Here is a 21,467-nt window from a genome sequence, read left to right on the forward strand (position 1 = left end):
CCTCATTCTGTTCCCTTCTTCAGTGAGATCCACACTATACATTTGTCATCGTCACGCTCTTTAGGAACATCAGCATTGAAAAAAGCAGCCCGTATAGTTTCTTCCTTCCATTCATGCTCAACATTTAAATGCTTAATCATGAACTTCAGCTGCTCTTCCTGTTCACCCTCAACCAGCTCCAGCAGACCATCTGTATAGAGAACCAAATGCCCTTCATCTTCGTAGGTCAAGCTCTGAGGCTGAATATCAATCCGTTCAAACAGGCCTACAGGGTGACAATTACTTTCCAGCAAGACCGGAGTCTTAGCTGTGCCCTCAAAAAACAGCGCAGGTGGATGCCCAGCGTTAACATAGTCAATACGCTTTATACGAGTGTCAATCACAAGATAAATCGTCGTAAAATAGTATTGAATCAGCTTTTTCTCAATATAAAGTTGGTTAAACCTTCGATTGAGTTCCTGAATTACCTTTTCCGGCTCTACATAGGTAGTTACCGTATCCTTTAATACTGACGCAAGGAACATGCAAAAAAGAGATGATGATATACCGTGTCCCATAATGTCTAGGAGGATTACGCCATATCGGCCATCCCCAAGGGGATACCACGCATATAAATCACCTGCCAATTCAGAGGAAGGCTGATAGATAGCATGCACCTCGAAATTCTCTTCCTGCAGCGGCAGGCTGAGTACAGCATTCTGCACAAGCGCAGCCAGTCTCAACTCCTCCTGGATTCGCTGATCCCGTTCTTTATGCCAATCTTTCTCACGTTTCAACCGCAGAGCAAGCCGAATCCGGGCCATTAGCTCCACTTTATTAATAGGTTTCGTAACATAATCTACTGCACCTGCATCCAGCGCTTCGGCCAATTTCTTAGAATCGCCTACAGCTGTAACCATTATTATTGGAATATCCTTAAGATGTTCGTATTGCTGCACAACACGACATGCTTCGATCCCATCCATTTCTGGCATCATCATATCCAGTAAAATCAGATCAATATCTGACATCCGGGGACGTCCATCTTCACTCCCAGAACCGATTCCAAGCCTTTCCAACATCTCTTTAGCAGAAGATGCGGTTACGAAATTTCGGTAATCTTCTTTTTTCAGGATTTCACGGATAATGATAACATTAGTCGGATTGTCATCCACGATTAAGATTCTCATCATCTTCACCTCACACGAATAGTATTACGACCGTAAAATTCTGCAAATCTACTAACTATATCATACGCTATTTTACAGTGTTATTTCTATTTTCATAATATGTAAATATAGTCATAGGATCAATTTACGTATTCAGCAAAGTAACCTCCAGCCCCACTATACCTAGTGGTTCTGGAGGTTACTCTATTCTAAAGACAGCCTATGTTTATTAACCAATTTGCTCAAATATGAAACACATTAGGAAGAAATACTATCAAATAAATCAATTCCTTCAAATTCACCCGCCAAATTTCGATATATTTTGAGTGCATTATTCCCTCTCATATATACATCCCCATCTTCAGCTATAAAATACGGTTTGCCCAAAGTATCTTGCAAATTATCTCTTACAGGATCGATTTCTACACCATCTACATGTAAACCAAACTGCCGTGCTTGCGGAGGTGAAACATGTACATAAAGTACCATCCCCTCGCCCACACCCACTGTCACATCTGCGTAGTGGTACTCCACCGTCTCTTGTAATGGATCATTTGTCACCGCAAGTGGATTGCCTTTGGCCAGAAACATTTCTTCCTTTGTGGCATATAAAGCAACACCTTGCAGAGAATCAAAGTCATTGATATATGGGCTGGATTCTGAAGCATGTTCAAATGCGAGAACCGACTTAGGTTGTTCAATAAAAGTAGCGATAGGCGCCAACTGTGGAGACGCATCAAAGTATGGGAAAAGAAGACCAAATAAAAGGATCATCATGTTCATGTTGTGTCCCACCTTTCTTATCTGCAGCCACCGATTACAGAAGCTTTACTATCTTATGCTTAATGACGAAATTTCTTCCAAAGAGTTGCAGCTACGTCTACACCTTTTAGCACTGTAGCTATTTTTCCCGGTGACTTCTCAGCATAAATGGCATCATAGGAGTTAACAGTACGTTCTTCAGCAGGAGTTAACGGAGCTTCTTTTATAGAGACTTCCTTACTCTTCTCCTTCAGCTCACGCGATTTACGATATTTCTCAATCACTGTGACTGACACTTGTTTGACCGTTAAGGTCAGCTCATTCATGACATCACCCAGATTCTTGACAGAATCGATGACTGGGTCAATCTTTCGAATCTTATGCTGTACATCGGCAGTGATTTCATTTGCGTGTCTGACCGTCGTTTTCACTTCATAAGTAAGCTCATCCATCGTCTTCTGTACTTCCACCAAGGTTTGGCTGACTTTGTCGAGTGAATCCTTTGCCGACTTTAAGGTTTTAATTAAAAAGAAAACAAGTACTGCGAATGCAATTGCGACGAGAGCTACACTAAGTTCAATGATCATATTCATAACCCCTTCCATATCTCATAAATATCGGCTAATCAGCCTTGTATACTGCATAGTTACCCCTGGTCCCATAAGCCGAAACATCTTGTCGAGTCTTGTCAAGAGTCCCTCTTCCCTTTTGTTTCAAAATCAAAGTCCCCGTTTATACAATGACTACATTAATCAAAAAAGGATAGGTGATATGTAATGTTAAAATGGTCCGCAATACTACTTGTAGTCGCAGTAATCGCCGGAATCTTTGGTTTCTTCAACCTTGTAGCCGCCGCCGCTGGTCTTGCTAAGATCCTGTTCTTCGTCTTCCTGGTTCTGTTTGTAATTTCTCTCTTCACGGGACGCAGAGGTAGATCTATGTAGTAGCCCCTCATTTTAATGGTGTGACTGTCGTATCCCTCCCATATCTATCCATATATCTTATTCATCATGCAGAAAGTATAGGTCATTCCTGCACGGATGTCACTTGAGAAAATAAGAAATGTTGAATGGGTGGTTCATCACGCATCATTTACGTTTACTAGCATATTAGCAAACAGCGCTTTTGGAAAAAAATACATCCAACCCCCACTAGGAGGAACCAAACATGAAAAAAATCGCCAGCCTTACAGTAGCCTTAGGACTTATGGCTTCCATTGCTGCTACAGCTTCAGCAGCTGAAGTAACTAACACTACTACGGATCCTGCAACCGTAACTGGAAGCACTTACAGCAATTCTTTTGAAACAATTATCACTCCAGCGGATATGATTCCAGCAACACCACAAATAGTGCTGACCGAGAAAACACCTTTCTACTTTTCCGTCGGAGGTATAATTCCAGCAGGCTGGCTTGGCGTTCAGACTCTTGATACAACAGGTGAAGTTATTTCGGACACTTGGGGTAATGAATGGAGAGAAATCTACACTTGGCTAGGAAAAGCATGGGTTAAGGTTCCTGTAACAGCCAATGTGATCTTACCTTAATTATCAATATGCGAAAAAAGGGTGTCCCAAGAGCCAAGAAAATGGCCGATGGTACTGCCCTTTTTTTATGTGGAGAGTACATATTCTGAACAGATAAAACAGGAAGAGCTACCCCCTCAGTAGAGAATTCTACTAAAAGGATAGCCCTCTTGCGCGTACGCCCGCCATCGTTCACCCGTCACAAACATGCGATGCTGTCGCTTCCTGCATTTTTCATATATTTAGCGAATGACCGAACCTCCGTAGAGAAAACGATTCATCCAAGAAGCGCTAAGTTTATCTACTCTTACCCCGCCTGAAGCTACGGAATAAGTTTGTAGAACTTGTCCATCTCCTAGATACATAGCAACATGCGATATTCTAGCTGTAGATTTGTCGATTCCCTCATAAGCAGAAGCAGAATTCCCCTTATAATCCATAAAGAACATTAAGTCGCCGCGCTTCAAATTGGAAATAGACGTAACCATCGTACTATTCGACTTCACCCAATCTCCTTGTTGACGGGAATCCGCCGGCAGTTTGAGATTCGCAGCATCCATAAAAATTTGCCGGATGAAGTCCGAGCAGTCAAAGGTTCTTGTATCATTTCTGCTGGAGCCATACTCATAAGGCGTTCCTAGATATCCCATGCCTGCAGCAATTACCCGTTCGATTTGGGCTGAAGCCCCCGGTGTTGTTATAGGCGGATTGGGTGTAGGTGTAGGTGTAGGCGTTGGTGTAGGCGTTACCGTTCCAGATCCCCCACCGTTTCCTGAAAGTGTACTATATTGATCACTTGAACTTATATATCCGATGCTACCATCCGCCGCTTTAACTTGATACCAGTAACTGTTAGGCTGTGCCAGAACTTCTACTTTTTCTCCCTTATTCAAAAGCTTCATTACTTTTCCGCTTGTTGAAGGTGAAACCCGAAGATTCACACCATACTTAATGGTGCCAGTTTGTGCCGATGGTGTCGTTACTGAAGCAGAGGATACGCTGATATACTTATCTCCTGCACTTGTATAACCCACTGAACCATCAGCCGTTTTTACTTGATACCAATAGCTGTTAGGCTGCGAAAGGATCTGCACTTGATCTCCCTTTTGCAAGTACTTCACTATTTCTCCGTCAGTAGAAGGGGTGCTGCGAAGGCGAACACTAGCCTCGATTACACCTGTTTGAACGGCTGAAGCTGCTGTAACTGAATTAGATGAACTTGAGGCTGCCGCTGCTTGTCCAGGAGCAGATACTCCTAAACCTGCAACAATTGCAGCAGATACTAACAAAGATGCTGTAATTTGCTTATGTGATTTGATCATACGTTCCCCCAAATTCCATGATGAGATTTCAATAAAGGATTGTACTACATTATTCCTTTATGCCCTCATTATAGGCTTGCCCGGGATTTGGAACATGCTCCAAATTTCACATATAATCATGCCACTTTATGGTAACATACAGGTCTAAAGTCTTGATTTCTCCTTGAATATGTGTGTTTTTCCCTTAATATAGCATTTTTAATTTATTTTTTAGGTTCCACGTGCACCTGCACATTCATAATATTATGCATTTTGCTCATTCTTTCTTCGATGGAATCACTTATTTCATGACCTTCCGTCACAGAAATATTCGCATCCACCTCCACTACAACATCCACATGCACATGATTACCATGAACCCGTGCCTTCACATCTTTAATCTCTTCTACTCCCGGCGTTCGAGCAATCGTACTGCGTAGATCCATCAATTTATCTTCATCAAAGCCATCGGTAAGCCGATAGGTCGAATCACGAAAAATATCCCAAGCAGTCTTGGAGATAATGAGTCCGACAAGAACAGCCGCTGCGGAATCAATCCATGGCAAACCAAACTGTGCGCCTACAATCCCAACTGCGGCTCCAACACTGACCATAGCATCAGAAAAATTATCCTTAGCCGCTGCCATAAGTGCCCCACTGTTAATTTGCTTGGCCAGTCTTTTGTTATATATATATACTCCCATCATAGCCACTGCACATACAATAGCCACCCCTGCCGACCAGAGCTGTGGCGTTTCTTTTGTACGATCGAAAAAGGACCGCACCGCCTCTACAATCACTTGAATGCCCACTACCGCCATGATAAAAGAAGCCAACAACGCCGCTACGGTCTCTGCGCGGAAATGCCCATAAGCGTGGTCAGAGTCAGGTGGCTTCCGCGAAATCCGTAAACCCACCAGCACAGCTATGGATGCCACGATATCTGTTAAATTGTTGACCCCGTCCGCTACGAGTGCGCTAGATGCAAATAAATAACCGCAAACCAGCTTGAATGATGATAGGATGAGGTAAGCCGCTATGCTAACCCAAGCTCCTCGTTCCCCTTTACGTATATCTTCGTAAATATCAGTCATCTTGGCTCCCCCTCTTTTTCCCCGATTATTTAAAATACGGAAAAGAATTCTTTCAATTATTCTTGCCCTTGTGGCAGCATTTAAAAACAATTAGAATAAAGTGTAAGGACTTGCTTCGAAGGAGGTTATCATAATGAGCGAAAGCAACGATAAAGGAAAAATCAACTTAGCGGAAGCTATCCGTAAAAAACTGGAGCAGAAGAAACAACAATCTTCCTCCAAACCTGGATCCACATTTCAGGCTGGTTCCGCCAAACCGCTAAAAAGCCAAAATAACAAAAAGCCTAACAACCAACGCCGTCGTACTGGCGGATCTTAGTATTTACTTATATTTAAACATAAACGGCTGCGAATCCCTCGGGGAAACGCAGCCGTTTATACGTTCGTCCTGCCTGATAGGATGGATTAGAACTCTTCAAATTCATAACTGATTCTCTTTATTGTACGATTAGTCAGCTGAAAACATGCGCTTTGGAAAACTCAAGGGCTAAAGACTCCCGTCTTAGAAGCCCCGCGTATACTCCCCGTAGAATTCTACTTGTTAATAACTTTTCAAAATCGAAATTATAAAGACAGCTACCCTGATCCTAAAAGGATTAGAGTAGCTGCTTCATGGGTTCCTTCCGCATAGCGGAAATTAAATATTATACTTCTACAGGATACATGCGCTGGCGCATTTCCTTAATTTCTGGATTCTCCAAATATTCATCGTAGCTCATGGAGCGGTCAATTACACCTGTAGGTGTAATCTCGATGATGCGGTTAGCAATGGTTTGGATGAACTGATGGTCATGGGAAGTGAATAGAATCGTGCCATCGAAATCGATCAGCCCGTTATTCAGTGCCGTGATGGATTCCAGATCCAAGTGGTTGGTTGGTTCATCGAACACAAGCACGTTTGCGCCGTTGAGCATCATTTTGGCCAGCATACAGCGAACCTTCTCGCCCCCGGACAGCACGCTTGCTTTCTTCAGTGCTTCTTCTCCGGCGAACAACATACGGCCCAAGAATCCACGCAGGAAAGTTTCGTCCTGATCTTTAGAATACTGGCGTAGCCATTCTACAAGATTCATTTCTACACCATCGAAATAGCTGGAGTTGTCTTTCGGGAAATACGCTTGAGTTGTAGTTACTCCCCATGTATATTCCCCCGCATCCGCTTCTTGCTCACCCATGATCACATCAAACAGCAGTGATTTAGGCTGGGAGTAAGGGCCCACAAAAGCAATCTTATCCCCTTTGTTTACTACAAAGCTGATTTCATCAAGAAGCTTTTCACCTTCAACCGCTTTGGACAATCCGCTGACTGTCAGCAATTGTTTACCCGCTTCACGTTCAGGTTTGAAGTTGAGGAACGGATATTTACGGTTCGACGGACGAATATCGTCCAGTGTAATTTTCTCAAGTTGTTTCTTACGTGATGTCGCTTGTTTAGACTTGGAAGCATTGGCCGAGAAACGCTGGATAAATGCCTGCAATTCCTTGATTTTATCTTCCTTCTTCTTGTTCGAATCACGCTGCAAAGCTTGCGCAAGCTGACTGGACTCATACCAGAAGTCGTAGTTGCCGACGTACATTTGGATTTTGCCAAAATCAATATCCGCAATATGCGTACATACTTTATTCAGGAAGTGACGGTCATGAGATACGACGATAACAGTACCTTCATAGTCCATGAGGAAGTTCTCTAACCAGCCAATAGATTCGAGATCCAAGTGGTTGGTAGGCTCATCTAGCAGCAGGTTATTTGGACGGCCAAACAAGGCTTGCGCCAAGAGTACCCGTACCTTTTCATTGCCGCTCAGTTCGGCCATTTTTTTGTCATGCAGTTCACGCATAATTCCGAGACCAATCAGCATGGCAGCTGCATCTGGCTCAGCATCCCAGCCGTTAAGCTCAGCGAACTCACCTTCAAGCTCCCCTGCACGCAGGCCATCCGCTTCTGTGAAATCAGACTTCACATAAAGCGCGTCCTTTTCTTTCATAATTTCATAAAGACGTGTATGACCCATAATTACGGTCTCAAGTACTGGGAATTCATCATACTCAAAATGGTTCTGTTTGAGTACTGCGAGACGTTCGCCTGGTGTAACATGTACCTCACCGGTATTTGCTTCGATCTCACCAGACAGAATTTTCAGAAAGGTTGATTTACCGGCACCATTGGCGCCAATCAAACCGTAGCAGTTACCAGGGGTGAATTTTATGTTTACATCTTCAAAGAGAGCGCGTTTTCCGTAGCGGAGTGTTACGCCGCTTGTGCTAATCATTACGCATTACCATCCTTTTCACTTAGGGTTTCGGCTCATTATAGCATAAATAGAGAGCAAAAAGCCCGTAAAATAGCCTTTTCAGCTGTTCTCTCCAATACTAAAGTTATTCCAGCTGCTGTACAGAGGTCGCCAGTAAGGAGGAATTTTTTCAATTATTGTCCAGTTATGCGATTCTCGGGTTGTATAACAAGCGTTTCACCATAACTGAGCGTACGGATTCTTTCTTCAGAAATACCTTGTTTAAGCCGGGCACTTTCCATCCGATCCAGCGCTTCCCGGGCCGTATCATCAGCAAGTCTATAGGTGCCGTAATGCATCGGAATCATGGTCTCCGCTCCAACATCTACAAATGCTTGTATAGCCTCTTCAGGGGTTACATGCTGCGAGGTCATGAACCACTCCGGTTCATAAGCTCCAATCGGCATGAGTGCAACATGAAGCTTATAGCGGCTCCCAATCTCCTTAAAACCCGGAAAATAACCGCTATCTCCTGCGAAATACAGGTTTGGGGGCAGCTTGTCGCTATCCGATTCGATCGGCTGCAGAATATATCCTCCCCAATGCGAAGTATTCGTGTCCCAAGGCGTTCTCCGCGTCCAGTGCTGAGTCGGCACGAAGGTAAGCTTAATTTTACCTAGCGTATTTTCCTGCCACCATTCCATTTCTATGCAGTTGCGAAATCCTTTGCGGAGCATCTTTCGTTTCAAGCCTATAGGAACAACAAGGGTTGTCCCTGCTCTATATAATTTACGGATAGAAGCCATATGCAAGTGGTCATAATGAGAGTGCGAGATCAGAATCAGGTCAATGGGAGGCACTTCGCTGAGCGGAATCCCGGGTTGCCCCAATCTTTTCTCAAAGCCTAGTCTTCTCGCCCAGATTGGATCAGTAATGATATTCATCCCTTCATATTGAAGAAAAAACGTTGAATGCCCAATCCACGTAATGGTAGTCTCCAGCCGATTCTCCGCCAGATAAGCTAACCTCGGTGGCGTACTTGGCACTACATATGAATAATCTTTTTTCTTCCGTCGACGTTCCTCCCGCCACTTACGAAACTCTTTAAGTGTTTTATCGGTACTCACATTGTCGAGGTTATTGTAGCGAAATTTAACCATAGAGCACCTCATCTTTAGAAGTTTGCCGAGCACGCTTTACTTTAGCGAATATAATACAACTATATTGAACGGCAGAGTATTTTGCAAAATATACAAGTTACTTGGTAAGGGTGCGCCCTTTTTCCGCAAAATATCTAAGCACCCTTTTGTGTTTCACGCCAGAAATGAGATAATATGTGTATAAAGTATGGCGGTGCATATACCGTTCAAGGGGGAGCTACGTATGAAGATTACTTTTATTGAACCGACTCCAAGTCCAAATACGATGAAGCTTCATTTGGACGAAAGTCTGGAACCTGGAATCCGCAGAACCTATACACCAGAAAGTGAACGTTCCGCACCTGCCTGGGCACGCGAAATGTTAACGATACCGGGCGTTATTAGCATCTATCATGCTGCTGACTTTGCAGCGCTCGAACGCAAGGGCAATGCGGATTGGGCAGCGATTCTAAGAGAAGTCCAGAACCGCTTCGGCAACAGCGAAGGCTTAATTGACGATTGGAATCTTGCCGATGAGAACGCTGGCGCTCATTTCGGCGAAGCCCAAGTCTTCGTCCAGATGTTCCGCGGAATTCCGCTGCAAATCCGCGTTAAGACCGGCGCGAATGAAGAGCGCATCTCCTTAGCAAACCGCTTCACGAAGGCGGTTATGGATGTGGCTAGCGCCGTGATGATTAAAGAGCGTAAGCTCACTGATTACGGCGTGCGTTATGGCGAGCCCGCGGAGATTGCACGCGAGGTGGAGCAAGAGGTCGAAGCGGCGTATCCGCAGGAACGCCTCGACTCTCTCGTGCAGCAAGCCATTGCGCACGGCGCCGAAGGCGAGTTCGTCGAGCAGAGACGAACCCGCAGTCAGGATGAGCTGCTGCGAGACCTGAAGCATGAGGATTGGCGCGTGCGCTACGCCGCGCTGGAGGATCTTACGCCGACGGCGGAGCTCCTGCCGGAGCTTAAGGCGGCGCTGCACGATCCCAAGCTGCATATTCGCAGGCTTGCGGTCGTGTATCTAGGCGACCTTCGCACGCCCGAAGCGATGGAGCTGCTCTATGAGGCGATGGCAGACAGCGCGCCAGCCGTGAGACGTACGGCAGGCGATACGCTGTCCGACATCGGCGATCCTGCCGCCACGCCAGTGATGACGGCGGCACTGACAGATAAGAGCAAGCTTGTCCGCTGGCGCGCAGCTCGTTTCCTCTATGAGGTGGGCACATCCGATGCCCAAGAAGCGCTGTCGGTTGCGGCGGAAGATCCGGAATTCGAGGTTGGACTTCAGGCTAAAATGGCTTTGGAACGTATCGCTTCCGGTGAAGCAGCGGCGGGTACCGTTTGGCAGCAAATGTCAGAACGTCGTCGTAACTAATGTTCCCTACCGGATTTTGTCATTGCTTGACTTGCGAACTTGCTTTATACTAATTCCTGTTGTTTATAAATGAATGAAGTAAAGATAGCCTCGTCATACTAAGATGAGGTAGAGGTCGCGGATATAAAGAGTACGCGCGTGGAGACGTTAGAGCCGTCTATGAATCGCGTCGAAAGGAATATCTGCCGAAGTCTGCACTGTCGCTCTTACAGCGGTGCAGGCTGGGGCCGTTGCCGAAAGGCACGGAACTGTCACATTGTATAACCTGCATAAGCAGCAGGTCATAATGTGTTGCGCTATCTTCACAGGGAGTATGATGCGGAGCTGTATAGATGGAAACCGCAGATATAGTCTGCGGTTTCTTTGCGTTTACAGAATTTGTATGTTTGGTGTTTGTCCATTACCTCATGGAGACCACCAAATACACTCTCTCGCTCTGCGGGAGGAAGCAGCTCAGCACTCCCCGTTCATGAATTGAAAGATTAGATCATAAGGAGTGTCAAATCATGCAGGGCAAGCAGCAAAATCTAGCACAAGGCAACATTAGTAACCCGCCTGAGCTAAAAAAATCATTTAAAGCAAGGCATTTGACCATGATTGCGCTTGGAGGATCTATTGGTACTGGACTCTTCCTCGCCAGTGGTGGCGCTATCGCTTCAGCCGGACCCGGTGGAGCACTTCTAGCCTATACGGCTGTTGGTGTTATGGTTTATTTCCTCATGACCAGTCTGGGAGAGCTCGCTACCTATTTACCGGATTCGGGCTCATTTAGCACTTACGGCACGCGTTTCGTCAGCCCCGCTTTTGGGTTCGCCATCGGCTGGAACTTCTGGTATAACTGGGCGGTTACGATTGCAGCAGAATTATCTGCCGCCACCGTCATTATTAAATACTGGTTCCCGGACAGTCCCTCCTTTCTCTGGAGTCTTGTATTCCTGCTGTTGATGTTCGGTCTTAACTTCCTGTCTGCTCGTGGATACGGAGAATCAGAATATTGGTTTGCCATTATCAAAATTATTACTGTTATCGCCTTTCTTATTGTCGGAGTTTTGATGATTTTCGGAATCATGGGTGGAAAAGCCGTAGGCTTCAGCAATTTCCAGATCGGGGGTAGCTCCTTCCACGGTGGCTTCTTCGCTTTCGTCGGTGTCTTTATGGCTGCAGGATTCTCCTTCCAAGGCACCGAGCTAATCGGTGTTGCAGCAGGTGAGAGTGAGAACCCTCGCCGCAACGTACCTATTGCTATTCGCCAAGTATTCTGGCGTATATTAATCTTTTATATCCTCGCTATACTTGTAATTGGAATGCTGATTCCTTACACGAATCCAGATCTGCTACGCGGTGGTATTGATGATATCGGAGTCAGTCCATTTACGATCGTATTTAATAAAGCTGGGCTTGCTATTGCCGCATCCGTCATGAATGCTGTCATTCTCAGCTCCGTATTGTCAGCCGGGAACTCGGGAATGTACGCCTCCACCCGCGTCCTGTACGCTATGGCTAAGGATGGAATGGCTCCACGTGCTCTAGGCAAGCTTAATCGCCGCGGTGTTCCCGTTGGAGCTTTGCTCGTGACCACAGCTGTCGGTATGTTGGCCTTTTTGGCATCATTCTTTGGTGACGGTGCCGTATACAACTGGCTGCTTAATGCTTCCGGTATGTGTGGATTTATTAACTGGCTCGGCATCGCTGTCTGCCATTATCGTTTCAGACGCGCCTTTATAGCTCAAGGTCATTCCCTTGATGAGCTGCCTTACCGGGCTAGATGGTTCCCGTTTGGACCTATATTTGCCTTAGTACTTTGTGCGGTAGCCATCCTTGGCCAGAATATGGGCGCCTTCTCAGGTGGAAGCATCGACTGGTACGGTATTGCCGTTTCCTATATCAGCCTGCCATTATTCGTCTTGATTTGGGCCGGCTATCGCTTCTTCCGCAAGAGTAATATTATTCCTTTGGATAAATGCGATCTTAGTACTCACCCAGAATAAATAGACTCCTCAAAAAAGGGATATCCAGAAGCCTGAAAGGCTGCAGGATATCCCTTTTTATATAAATCAATCTAGTATATTCAACTCCTGATTTTACTTAGCCCTTTGCCTATTCCCAAGTCACATACACTTTTAGATCACCCGTATTATCAAAAGAAGTGCTAGAATAAGACACATCCTCTAGTCCAAGTTTATATAATTCCTGTAGATCATTCTTCAGCTGGGTTCCACTACCGTGATAACGGAATAATAAAGATCCCTCTCCTGAAGCGACAGCCTTATTCGCCAGCTGAATTAAATCTGCTGCTGAACGTACAATCCGCTCCTCGGCATACAGCTCATAATTAAGGTCCTTCTGAAGCTGCTTATACACCCCGGCTCTCTGTCCTCCACGCTCTACAAGTGCCGACAAGGTCTTATAATAGGCAACCGAGGCTACCGGATAAGACTTCGTCCAGCTATGGTCCTGACGCATTTGTGCATCAGTCTTCAAGTAATACGCGGTGCTTACCACGCCGGCTTTATCAGGTGTCGGGTCATCCCAAGTTGTGTCGAGATGATACCATCTTCCTTCGAGCAGCACTAGATTCCAAGCATGAGACTGGCTGCGTCCTCCCGGCTGTTTTGCAGTGCCCTCAACGATTTTATTACTGAATCCCGCTTCCTTGAGCAGCTTATAGGTCAACAGCGAATACCCCTGGCAAACGGCACTGCCACTCTTCAGACCTTCATAAGCCGTATATTTACGATAAGAGGTATCATACTTCAGACGCAGCACCACCCAGTCGTGGATAGCCTTAACCTTCTGATGATTATTCATGCCCGGTGTAATGATCTTCTTGAGCGTTGCCTTTACTTCTTTGTTCACAAAAGCGGTCTGCTCCAGCGTTTCCAAGTATTTCACTTCTACTGTAACCTTTACAGAGCTTTTGCTCCCTCGATAAGTGTATCCGTAGCTGTCTATGATGTAATACAAATAGGGATCGCTATTCATCGCTTGATCTAGACCCGTTTGTATCTGTGTTTTTAAATTCGAGGTTTTCCCCTCATAAGTAAAAGTGATAGTTTCTCTACGATTATTCATCGCACCGGTTAGCTTCTGGGCAATTTCACTTACAGAACGAACGGTCGGTGAAGTCGTGGCCGCATAAGCATACCCCCAGGTCCAATACAATGTCGGGGGAATGGCTGCGCAAATAATCACTCCTCCAAGAATGACTTTTGCCAACGTGAAGCGTTTTTTCCACATAATTATTCTGATCCTCCGGCTCCTACAGACTTATTCAAAACCCTCCATTTAATAGATAATGAGGACTTGGGCAAAAAAAGACTGTTCTCTGTAGAATAATTCTACTCTGAGAACAGCCACTAAGCCAGACCGATATGGATTATTTCTTTAGGGGTGTAATGATATAGGTCTCTCCGATTGCTGTTTCAAATTCCTGCCCCGCTCCTTCAATCTGTGTACCATCCGGTTTTTGAATGAGCAAAGGCTGGTGTTGAACAATTCTGCAGGATCGGCCATGAGTCGAGGTAACCTCTGCCCTTGTTAAACAGCCCTCGCTCCATTCTATAGTCGTGACAAAGCCACCACGTGCCACCAAACCTTTCACGCTGCCTTCAGACCATTCCTTTGGAAGAGCAGGTAATAGTTCCAGACCCTCCTGATGACTCTGCAAGAGCATTTCTGCTATCCCGGCTGTAGTTCCGAAGTTTCCATCAATCTGAAACGGAGGGTGATTACCGAACAGGTTCGGCAAACTGGAATCTTGCAAAATGCGACGTAGACAGCTAACCGCACTCTCGGCATCCTTCAGACGCGCATAAAGATTAAGCAACCAAGCTGCGCTCCAGCCTGTATGGCCACCTCCGTGTTCTATGCGTTTCTTCAGTGTGAATGTTGCCGCCTCCGCTAGCTCTGGTGTGGAGGAAGGGCTAATTACGTTCCCAGGGTACAGGTCATACAAATGAGAAACATGACGATGCCCAGGCTCTTGTTCAGCGAAATCCTCATTCCATTCGCGGACAGTTCCGTCCGGTGCGATCCCCTGGTGGGCAAGCTGCTTCTGTTTCTGCATAAGCTCCTGACGCAGCTCTACATCGGTATTTAAAATGTCAGCAGCCTGAATGCAGTGCTTGAACAACTCAGCGATGAGCGATAAATCCATGGCTGAGCCAGCCGAGACACTGCATGGTATGCCTTCAGCAGTCAGAAATACATTCTCTGGCGAGGTAGACAGACCTGTAGTCCATCTTCCATCAGGCAGCTCCACTAGCCAATCCAGACAAAACAATGCGGCTCCCTTTAATAAGGGATAAGCTGTGCGCAAATAGTCCTCATCTGGACGGAAAGCGTAACGCTCCCATAGATGGCGAGAGAGCCATACCCCGCCCATCGGCCAAAAAGCCCACATCGCCTTACCGTCTGATGGAGAAGTCATCCGCCACAAATCGGTATTATGGTGTACTGTCCAGCCGCGTGCGGCATAATGAATATTCGCTGTACGGCTGCCAGCCACGCTAAGCTCCGTAATAAAATCTATTAAAGGTTCATGGCATTCGCCCAATCCGCATAACTCGGCCGGCCAATAATTCATTTCGGTGTTTATATTTGTCGTATAATTGCTGTTCCATGGTGGCTGAATATAGGGATTCCAAATGCCCTGCAGATTCAGAGCTTGTGTCCCCGGCCGTGAGCCAGCAATCATAAGATAGCGGCCATACTGGAACAGTAGCGCTTCCAGTTCAGGATCCGTCTGTCCTTCGCGGTATTGTGCCAGTCGCTCATCAGTCGGAAGCTCTCCCCGGGAGGCAGCAGATGCAAGCGTCAACTGCACACGGCGGAACAGGGATTGATGATCCTCTAGGTGGCGCTGCTTAAGCTCTGCGTATCCTTTTGAGGCTGAAGCTAACTGCTCTAGGCACAATTCCGCTGGCAGCTTGCCACCGCTTCCCGGCATCCGGTCATACCCGGCATAATCGGTTGCCGCAGCCAGACGAAGGGTAATGGAGTGCGCGCCAGAAATCAACAGCGAGCCGTTCTCTGCTACACAAGCCCCACCTTCCGTCTGGATCTCCATAACCGCAGCAAAACTTATGCCAAGGCCCTCTTCATATAATACGGCACGCGGGTGATCCCCTACGTAGTTATCAGCCACATGCGACGGGGCACGGCCAGTCATAATAAGCATGCCATTCGGAGTAATCTCCGAGTGGGAAGGATGCGGTGATGCCAGATCCGCCCAGAAATCTGGCAGAGTAGCTTGGCCCTCTCCCCCCTCCGCACGGATATGAAGAGCTATAAGCTCATCCGGTCTGCTGGCCAATACTTCACGTACGATCCTTACACCATCGGCAGTATAGGATACCGTAGCCAACGCCCGATCCAGATCAAGCTCCCTCCGGTAATCCTCTACAGCACCTGCAAAATTAAACTTCAATCGCAAATCTCCAAGTGGTTGATAGGATTCCGTCCGGCTGCCTAACATTTTGGCGTCCACCAGTGCTTCTGCTTCCTTGTATTTTCCCTCTGCTACTAGCTGTTTGGCTGGGGCTAAATGCCGCAGTGCCTCATAATTGGCTTTATCCCGCGGGAAACCCGACCATAAGGTGTCTTCATTTAATTGAATCCGTTCTTCTTCGATTCCACCAAAGACCATGCCGCCCAGCCTGCCGTTACCTACGGGCAGCGCCTCTTCCCATACAGCCGCCGGCTGCTTGTACCATAACTCATGCTGTCCGGAGTTCTTGCTCTCTCCCATGTATATTCCTCCTGTCCTGTTATGACCGGTGAAAAGCAATCAGCGGGAGGCCCGGACTTTCGTTCGGACTTCCCGCCATCTTCATGCTTTTATTGTATTAGACGAAATTTAATAATTAATCATTCCAAAGTTTCACGCGTTGTTTAACCAGCTCTTCACGCAAATCTTCAGCTTTCGTTACACCAGCTTTATCTAGCTCAGCCATGTAAGCATCCCAAACTTTATCGAAATCAGCTGGTTTAGACAAGATTGCTTCAGGGATCCGTTTCCAACTGATATCCTTCAGCTTGTTGTCAAGAACGACGATTTCGCTATCCCCAGGAATCGTGATGTTCCATGCCGCGCCCCAAGGTTTAACTTTGAACTCATCTTCACTAGGGAAGAGGTCTTTCCAAGTGGTTGCTTTGTAAGCAGCAAGTGTTTCTTTTTCAACCGCATTGTAACCTACGGTTACTTGCTCAGGGAAACGAGTTGTGTAGTAGTTACCAGATGGATCCAATACACCGTCGCCATAGTGAGCGCTCAGCAATGCATAGTTTGATCCGACATTACCCAAGCCAGTTTCTTTTTGGAAGTTGGTAGTGTCATTATATTTACGGTCGTTCACATCTTCAGGAATGACGCGTTTGCCATCCACAACATTGTAGTGTTTGCCTTCAATACCCCAGTTAACCAATACTTGACCTTCGTCGGAAGCTAGGTAGTCCAGGAATTTAATTGCACGAACTGGATCTTTAGCATCTACGCTGATCCCAATTCCGTTACCACCCATGAAGCCTGTAGGCCAGAAGGAGGTTTCTTTGTACTCCTCAGACAAGGTTACAGGATAGTGTCCATAGCCTTGATCCAGCTTGCCTTCAGCTTTCAATGCTCTTTCTCCATCGCCATAACCCCAGTCTTGGTCAATCAAACCAATAACGCGGCCTGTAGCGATTTTAGCTTTGTACTGATCATACTTTTGAACGAAACTTTCTGGATCAAGCAATCCGATATCGTTCATGTGGTTGAGCCAGCGGAAATATTCTTTTTCAGCCGGACGACGGAAGTGATAAGTTACTTCTTGGGTGTCGATATCAATCGCATATTCACCATCGTCAGGAGAACCAGTAGTAATAAATGCTGGGTTAGTTACTGTAATGTACATGTACCAATCATCTGCATTCAGAGTCAGGCCGATGTTTTTGTTACCATTTTCATCGGTAGGATGTTTTTCCAGGTAAGCCTTGATTACGTTCTCATAATCTTGAACAGTTTTGATTGCAGGATATCCAGCTTCTTTAACAGCACGGTGCTGTAGTTCAAATCCGCCACCAGCATCAAAATATTTGTTGTCTACACCTGCATAGGTAGGGATGGCATAAATCGCATGATCATCGTCACTGTAACGTGAACGTTTCATGCCTTCTTCGCCCAATACTTTTTTGATATTCGGAGCATATTTTTCAATCAGGTCTGTTAGATCAAGCATTGCGCCTGCATCTACCAGCTTGCTGACATCAGTCTTAGCACTGATCAAATCCGGATATTCGCCGCTCGCTGCGATCAAGGCTACTTTTTGTTGAGGATCACCAACTGCATATTCAGCATTTAGGGTTACTCCCGTTTTTTCCGTAATCACTTTACCAACTTCATCTTGCATACCTGTCCAGTTCGGGTTAGGGTCTGCACTGAAGAAGGTCATCGTGAGCGGGGAAATATCCTCAGCCGCATTGGTCGCATTTCCAGCATTAGTTGCGTTGCCGCCTGTATTTCCAGCTGCAGCATTATCATTGTTGCCATTGTTACCGCCGCAGCCTGCAAGCACACCGAGCAGCATAATAGAAGTGAGCGTTAATGCCGTAGCTTTGGCTTTTATCTTTCTATTACTTCCCATTAAATAAACCCTCCTTAAAATTGTTTATCTATCGTATCACAGGTGAAGACCTGTTAATACTTTACCCAGCTTGCCAAAAGAAAACGGATACACAATAGGTTTTAAGCATAGGGGAGACTAAGCTCCCCCGTTAAACTGTGATTAACTCTTCACAGCACCAAGTGTCATACCTTTAACAAAATACTTCTGAATGAACGGATAAACCAACAGAATCGGTACGGTTACGACAATCGTAATCGCCATTTTGAGCGACTCCGGCGAGACCTGATTGGAAGCCAGCGAAGCAATGTTGGAGCGGTAGTCGCCTCCGTTACCACTGGTTGTGGTCTGTAGAACCTTCATCAATTCAAACTGTAATGTGGTTAAGTTAGGGCTTGAACCATTGTACAGATAAGTATCCAACCAAGCATTCCATTGACCTACTGCTAGGAACAGCGCAATTGTTGCTAACGCTGGTTTCATCAGTGGCAAAATGACCCGGAAGTAGATAGTAAAGTCATTGGCTCCATCCAGCTTCGCTGATTCCTGCAGCGCATAAGGCAGACCGTCGATAAAGGAGCGGATAACGAAAACGTTAAAAGCACTGACCAATCCAGGTAGGACATAAACTGCAAAGCTGTTCATCATATGCAGATCCTTGATCAGCATGTATATAGGAATCATTCCTCCAGAGATATACATGGTCATTGCCAAGAATGTGGAAACGAATTTACGGCCTGCAAAGTCAGGGCGGCTGATCGTAAACGCCAGCATCGAGGCACTGATCAGTCCGAATAAAGTTCCAACAACTGTCCGTAAAGCGGATATTTTAAACCCGGTGATTAATCCCGAGAAGGTGAAGATTTTCAAGTAATTGTCCCAAGTAAACTGGCGGGGATAGATGGTCACTCCACCGCGCACACTATCCACTGAATCATTCAGTGAGATGGCAAGCACGTTCAAAAACGGATAAATCGTGATTACAACCACAAACAGGATTACAAAATATACAAAGAAATCAAAGATCCTGTCTGACCATGACTTTCTGGTGATAGCTGATTCTCCCACGGTAACGCTCTCCTTTCATGAAAAGGGCAATTTGCTGCCACGATTGGGTTGAAGGGCCCTCTGTGTTACAGAAGGCTCTCTTTTGTTGTACGTTTAAAGATTCCATTAATCGTAAACAGTAGAATTACACTGATCACTGAGTTGAATATATTGATCGCAGTACCGTAGGAATATCTCGCCATGCCCAGTCCGTATTTCAGTGAATACAAGTCTAGCACTTGAGAATAGTCGGTAACGAGGTTGTTTCCGAGCAAGAATTGCTTCTCAAAGCCGATATTGAGCAAATTACCAATCGACATAATAAGTAGTACAGTAATTGTTGGGCGAATACCCGGAAGTGTAATATGCCATACCTGACGCAGCCTGCTGGCACCGTCTACCCGGGCTGCTTCGTACAATTCAGGCCCAATACCTGCGATAGCTGCAAGGTAGATGATGGCATTCCATCCGGTCTCTTTCCAAATATCCGATAAGGTAACGATTCCCCAGAAAAGATGGCCCTGGGCCATAAACTGGATAGGTGCGTCTATGAATCCTATTCCTAACAAGATATCGTTTACAATACCATTTTCACCAGATAACATTTTAGTTACAATCCCTGCTGCAACCACCCATGATACAAAGTGGGGCAAATACGAGACTGTTTGAGCAAATCGTTTAAAGAAGCCGAGACGCACTTCATTGAGCAATATTGCAAACGTTATCGGAAAGATAAGGCCTGCGACCAAGCCCATTCCACTCATCGCTAGCGTATTACGCAGCGCCAGAAGGAATTGCGAGTCACTGAACAGTGTCTTAAAGTGTTCAAAACCTACCCATTCTTGTTCAAAAAAGCCACGTGCGGGCTTGTACTTTTGAAAAGCCATCGTCCAGCCCCATAACGGGAGATAACTGAAGACGAATGCCCAGATCACAAAAGGTATCGACATCATCCATAAGTACTTTTGATTCTTAAAGCTTCTCCAAAACCGTCCTCCTGAAGCAGGCTTTTTGTTGCGTGTTCGGGTATCCGGCGGGATTTGAGAAGTTACTGTGTCCGCTTTCATAAAGCCCCTCCTCTCTATGTCTATATTCTAAATCTCTGTAAGCGATTGCAGTACCCTATAAATTCGACCTAAAATCAGGTGAAAATTAGAGATTTAGAGCCAAAATAAAGCGGATACATCGTTGAAAACACTGAAAACAAACATGAATTTACTGAAAATAAAATTAAGTGAAATTATTTGATTTCATAAATCAATACGATACTTAATCCCCTGTCTATTTCACACAATTAATACTTCATCCCATAATTAAAAAACGCCCCGAGCTAACGTTCTATAAGTGAACGTGGCCGGAAGCGAAGGCGCGGACTGAAATGACCTTATTTAAGCAAATTGCACATCTTATTGGGTTAGGCGGACTATAAAGACCTTATTCACTTAAAAAACCACCTTTTGGAGAACATTTGCAGCTAATAACGTACATGGAGTCCGATAAATCGAAATTGGACTCGAAATAGCCCAAATAACGACTCTGGAGTCCGTCATACCCGCGAATGAAAACTATAATATGCTCTCAGATGAGGCGTAACAAGTATACCCGTAACCCCTGCCCTGCTCCTCAACGAAAACCTCCGTATGGTTCAATTAAAATTAATTACTTTAATATCATCTTATCTAGAAAATATCACCTGATACATCAGTACTTCAACTATTTCAGATACATATTCCTTATACGCACATGCCGAGTCGACATTATCTGTTGTACCTGCAATTTCTTTTCCTAAAGGAGGGTAATAGGAGAGCAATGAAAAACAAAAACATCAAGACATTATTATTGATTATCGCCGCAGTATTATTGACACTAAATTTATTTCAATTCAATAACAACGTAAGCCATAACAGATTAATGAATAGGCTGGACCTGAATCTGACATCAGAACTCGACGGTCTAAGAGTGGAATTAGAACGATACTCAACACCAAGCATTCTTGCTGTAGAGCAAGCGAGTAAAATTGCTGCCCTTTCGACGTATTCAACATTAGGGTTCGATTATGGATATACCTTGGAAACCAGAATACATGACAAATATGTACAAAATGAACCTTTTAAAGAGATGGATCAAATTCAAGAGTTACTTCTGGCCCTTCAAAAGGACCCTGCAAATCAAGAATTGCAACAAAGATTAGATTTATTATTAGTGAAGTAGCTTTAATGTAAGAAAAAAAGCCACAGCT

General features: G+C 45.4%; 18 protein-coding genes and 1 riboswitch. Of the genes, 6 read left to right on the forward strand and 12 right to left on the reverse strand.

The genetic code is table 11. The features are described from left to right. Nucleotides 1-2 precede the first annotated feature (2 nt). From MHH86_RS27320 to MHH86_RS27330, 3 genes are all read right to left on the reverse strand, one after another. Nucleotides 3-1,169: a fused response regulator/phosphatase gene (locus tag MHH86_RS27320; RefSeq protein ID WP_038573328.1), complete on the reverse strand. Its 1,167-nt coding sequence runs from the start codon at nucleotides 1,167-1,169 to the stop codon at nucleotides 3-5. A gap of 237 nt (nucleotides 1,170-1,406) precedes the next feature. Then, nucleotides 1,407-1,931 (reverse strand): hypothetical protein, encoded by a 525-nt coding sequence (locus MHH86_RS27325; RefSeq protein WP_051491114.1) that lies wholly within the window; start codon nucleotides 1,929-1,931, stop codon nucleotides 1,407-1,409. Between the two features lie 59 nt (nucleotides 1,932-1,990). Next, nucleotides 1,991-2,497 carry a DUF948 domain-containing protein gene (locus tag MHH86_RS27330; RefSeq protein ID WP_076316840.1) on the reverse strand — a complete coding sequence of 169 codons (507 nt, stop codon included), beginning with the start codon at nucleotides 2,495-2,497 and terminating at the stop codon, nucleotides 1,991-1,993. Between the two features lie 189 nt (nucleotides 2,498-2,686). Between MHH86_RS27330 and MHH86_RS27335 the strand changes: the two genes are divergently transcribed. Both MHH86_RS27335 and MHH86_RS27340 read left to right on the forward strand, forming a co-directional pair. Next, entirely contained in the window at nucleotides 2,687-2,854 is a 168-nt protein-coding gene (locus MHH86_RS27335; protein ID WP_036680225.1) for a DUF1328 domain-containing protein, read from the forward strand. Between the two features lie 223 nt (nucleotides 2,855-3,077). After that, nucleotides 3,078-3,455: a hypothetical protein gene (locus MHH86_RS27340; RefSeq protein WP_036680226.1), complete on the forward strand. Its 378-nt coding sequence runs from the start codon at nucleotides 3,078-3,080 to the stop codon at nucleotides 3,453-3,455. 221 nt (nucleotides 3,456-3,676) lie between these two features. Here the strand turns inward: MHH86_RS27340 and MHH86_RS27345 are convergent, their stop codons facing one another. Beyond that, nucleotides 3,677-4,756: an SH3 domain-containing C40 family peptidase gene (locus MHH86_RS27345; protein WP_036680227.1), complete on the reverse strand. Its 1,080-nt coding sequence runs from the start codon at nucleotides 4,754-4,756 to the stop codon at nucleotides 3,677-3,679. Between the two features lie 203 nt (nucleotides 4,757-4,959). Beyond that, complete coding sequence (locus tag MHH86_RS27350; protein WP_038573333.1) at nucleotides 4,960-5,829, reverse strand: cation diffusion facilitator family transporter; 870 nt, start codon at nucleotides 5,827-5,829, stop codon at nucleotides 4,960-4,962. A 133-nt stretch (nucleotides 5,830-5,962) separates the two neighbouring features. On the opposite strand from MHH86_RS27350, the gene MHH86_RS27355 reads away from it, so the two are divergent. Next, nucleotides 5,963-6,148: a hypothetical protein gene (locus tag MHH86_RS27355; RefSeq protein WP_036680230.1), complete on the forward strand. Its 186-nt coding sequence runs from the start codon at nucleotides 5,963-5,965 to the stop codon at nucleotides 6,146-6,148. A 325-nt stretch (nucleotides 6,149-6,473) separates the two neighbouring features. Here MHH86_RS27355 and MHH86_RS27360 read toward each other — a convergent pair whose 3' ends face one another. Together MHH86_RS27360 and MHH86_RS27365 are read right to left on the reverse strand one after the other, a co-directional pair. Continuing rightward, nucleotides 6,474-8,099 carry an ATP-binding cassette domain-containing protein gene (locus tag MHH86_RS27360; RefSeq protein ID WP_342479554.1) on the reverse strand — a complete coding sequence of 542 codons (1,626 nt, stop codon included), beginning with the start codon at nucleotides 8,097-8,099 and terminating at the stop codon, nucleotides 6,474-6,476. Between the two features lie 155 nt (nucleotides 8,100-8,254). Continuing rightward, nucleotides 8,255-9,220: an MBL fold metallo-hydrolase gene (locus MHH86_RS27365; protein ID WP_076104191.1), complete on the reverse strand. Its 966-nt coding sequence runs from the start codon at nucleotides 9,218-9,220 to the stop codon at nucleotides 8,255-8,257. A 223-nt stretch (nucleotides 9,221-9,443) separates the two neighbouring features. Here MHH86_RS27365 and MHH86_RS27370 point away from each other — a divergent pair, with 223 nt between their 5' ends. Both MHH86_RS27370 and MHH86_RS27375 read left to right on the forward strand, forming a co-directional pair. Next, nucleotides 9,444-10,580 carry a virulence factor gene (locus MHH86_RS27370; protein ID WP_342479555.1) on the forward strand — a complete coding sequence of 379 codons (1,137 nt, stop codon included), beginning with the start codon at nucleotides 9,444-9,446 and terminating at the stop codon, nucleotides 10,578-10,580. A 101-nt stretch (nucleotides 10,581-10,681) separates the two neighbouring features. Then, nucleotides 10,682-10,887, forward strand: a riboswitch (Lysine riboswitch). A 199-nt stretch (nucleotides 10,888-11,086) separates the two neighbouring features. Then, a complete protein-coding gene (locus MHH86_RS27375; protein WP_052097335.1) occupies nucleotides 11,087-12,568 on the forward strand; it encodes an amino acid permease in 1,482 nt (493 codons plus the stop codon). 109 nt (nucleotides 12,569-12,677) lie between these two features. On the opposite strand, the gene MHH86_RS27380 is transcribed toward MHH86_RS27375, so the two are convergent. The 5 genes from MHH86_RS27380 to MHH86_RS27400 form a co-directional block, all read right to left on the reverse strand. Then, entirely contained in the window at nucleotides 12,678-13,817 is a 1,140-nt protein-coding gene (locus tag MHH86_RS27380; protein ID WP_076100578.1) for a transglutaminase domain-containing protein, read from the reverse strand. A 139-nt stretch (nucleotides 13,818-13,956) separates the two neighbouring features. Further along, the gene (locus MHH86_RS27385) at nucleotides 13,957-16,329 is read right to left on the reverse strand and encodes a glycoside hydrolase family 95 protein (RefSeq protein ID WP_076100580.1); all 2,373 of its coding nucleotides are present in this window, start codon (nucleotides 16,327-16,329) and stop codon (nucleotides 13,957-13,959) included. A 115-nt stretch (nucleotides 16,330-16,444) separates the two neighbouring features. Next, nucleotides 16,445-18,202, reverse strand: coding sequence for an ABC transporter substrate-binding protein (locus MHH86_RS27390; protein ID WP_081382564.1), 1,758 nt, complete (start codon nucleotides 18,200-18,202; stop codon nucleotides 16,445-16,447). A gap of 141 nt (nucleotides 18,203-18,343) precedes the next feature. After that, on the reverse strand, nucleotides 18,344-19,249 hold the full coding sequence (locus MHH86_RS27395) for a carbohydrate ABC transporter permease (protein WP_036680237.1): 906 nt from the start codon (nucleotides 19,247-19,249) through the stop codon (nucleotides 18,344-18,346). 65 nt (nucleotides 19,250-19,314) lie between these two features. Then, nucleotides 19,315-20,295 carry an ABC transporter permease subunit gene (locus MHH86_RS27400; RefSeq protein ID WP_036680239.1) on the reverse strand — a complete coding sequence of 327 codons (981 nt, stop codon included), beginning with the start codon at nucleotides 20,293-20,295 and terminating at the stop codon, nucleotides 19,315-19,317. A 742-nt stretch (nucleotides 20,296-21,037) separates the two neighbouring features. Between MHH86_RS27400 and MHH86_RS27405 the strand changes: the two genes are divergently transcribed. Then, complete coding sequence (locus tag MHH86_RS27405; protein ID WP_076316837.1) at nucleotides 21,038-21,439, forward strand: hypothetical protein; 402 nt, start codon at nucleotides 21,038-21,040, stop codon at nucleotides 21,437-21,439. Nucleotides 21,440-21,467: the final 28 nt, after the last annotated feature.

Origin of the sequence: Paenibacillus sp. FSL F4-0097 (assembly GCF_038593125.1) — a bacterium.
Classification (GTDB): Bacteria; Bacillota; Bacilli; order Paenibacillales; family Paenibacillaceae; genus Paenibacillus_AQ; species Paenibacillus_AQ odorifer.

What these genes read in the sequence shown, in the direction of transcription:
- MHH86_RS27380 (WP_076100578.1), bottom strand. Translation starts at nt 13,817, where the DNA reads ATGTGGAAAAAACGCTTCACGTTGGCAAAAGTCATTCTTGGAGGAGTG.
- MHH86_RS27370 (WP_342479555.1), top strand. Translation starts at nt 9,444, where the DNA reads ATGAAGATTACTTTTATTGAACCGACTCCAAGTCCAAATACGATGAAG.
- MHH86_RS27330 (WP_076316840.1), bottom strand. Translation starts at nt 2,497, where the DNA reads ATGATCATTGAACTTAGTGTAGCTCTCGTCGCAATTGCATTCGCAGTA.
- MHH86_RS27365 (WP_076104191.1), bottom strand. Translation starts at nt 9,220, where the DNA reads ATGGTTAAATTTCGCTACAATAACCTCGACAATGTGAGTACCGATAAA.
- MHH86_RS27350 (WP_038573333.1), bottom strand. Translation starts at nt 5,829, where the DNA reads ATGACTGATATTTACGAAGATATACGTAAAGGGGAACGAGGAGCTTGG.
- MHH86_RS27390 (WP_081382564.1), bottom strand. Translation starts at nt 18,202, where the DNA reads ATGGGAAGTAATAGAAAGATAAAAGCCAAAGCTACGGCATTAACGCTC.
- MHH86_RS27375 (WP_052097335.1), top strand. Translation starts at nt 11,087, where the DNA reads ATGCAGGGCAAGCAGCAAAATCTAGCACAAGGCAACATTAGTAACCCG.
- MHH86_RS27335 (WP_036680225.1), top strand. Translation starts at nt 2,687, where the DNA reads ATGTTAAAATGGTCCGCAATACTACTTGTAGTCGCAGTAATCGCCGGA.
- MHH86_RS27320 (WP_038573328.1), bottom strand. Translation starts at nt 1,169, where the DNA reads ATGAGAATCTTAATCGTGGATGACAATCCGACTAATGTTATCATTATC.
- MHH86_RS27345 (WP_036680227.1), bottom strand. Translation starts at nt 4,756, where the DNA reads ATGATCAAATCACATAAGCAAATTACAGCATCTTTGTTAGTATCTGCT.
- MHH86_RS27340 (WP_036680226.1), top strand. Translation starts at nt 3,078, where the DNA reads ATGAAAAAAATCGCCAGCCTTACAGTAGCCTTAGGACTTATGGCTTCC.
- MHH86_RS27385 (WP_076100580.1), bottom strand. Translation starts at nt 16,329, where the DNA reads ATGGGAGAGAGCAAGAACTCCGGACAGCATGAGTTATGGTACAAGCAG.
- MHH86_RS27405 (WP_076316837.1), top strand. Translation starts at nt 21,038, where the DNA reads ATGAAAAACAAAAACATCAAGACATTATTATTGATTATCGCCGCAGTA.
- MHH86_RS27400 (WP_036680239.1), bottom strand. Translation starts at nt 20,295, where the DNA reads ATGAAAGCGGACACAGTAACTTCTCAAATCCCGCCGGATACCCGAACA.
- MHH86_RS27325 (WP_051491114.1), bottom strand. Translation starts at nt 1,931, where the DNA reads ATGAACATGATGATCCTTTTATTTGGTCTTCTTTTCCCATACTTTGAT.
- MHH86_RS27355 (WP_036680230.1), top strand. Translation starts at nt 5,963, where the DNA reads ATGAGCGAAAGCAACGATAAAGGAAAAATCAACTTAGCGGAAGCTATC.
- MHH86_RS27360 (WP_342479554.1), bottom strand. Translation starts at nt 8,099, where the DNA reads ATGATTAGCACAAGCGGCGTAACACTCCGCTACGGAAAACGCGCTCTC.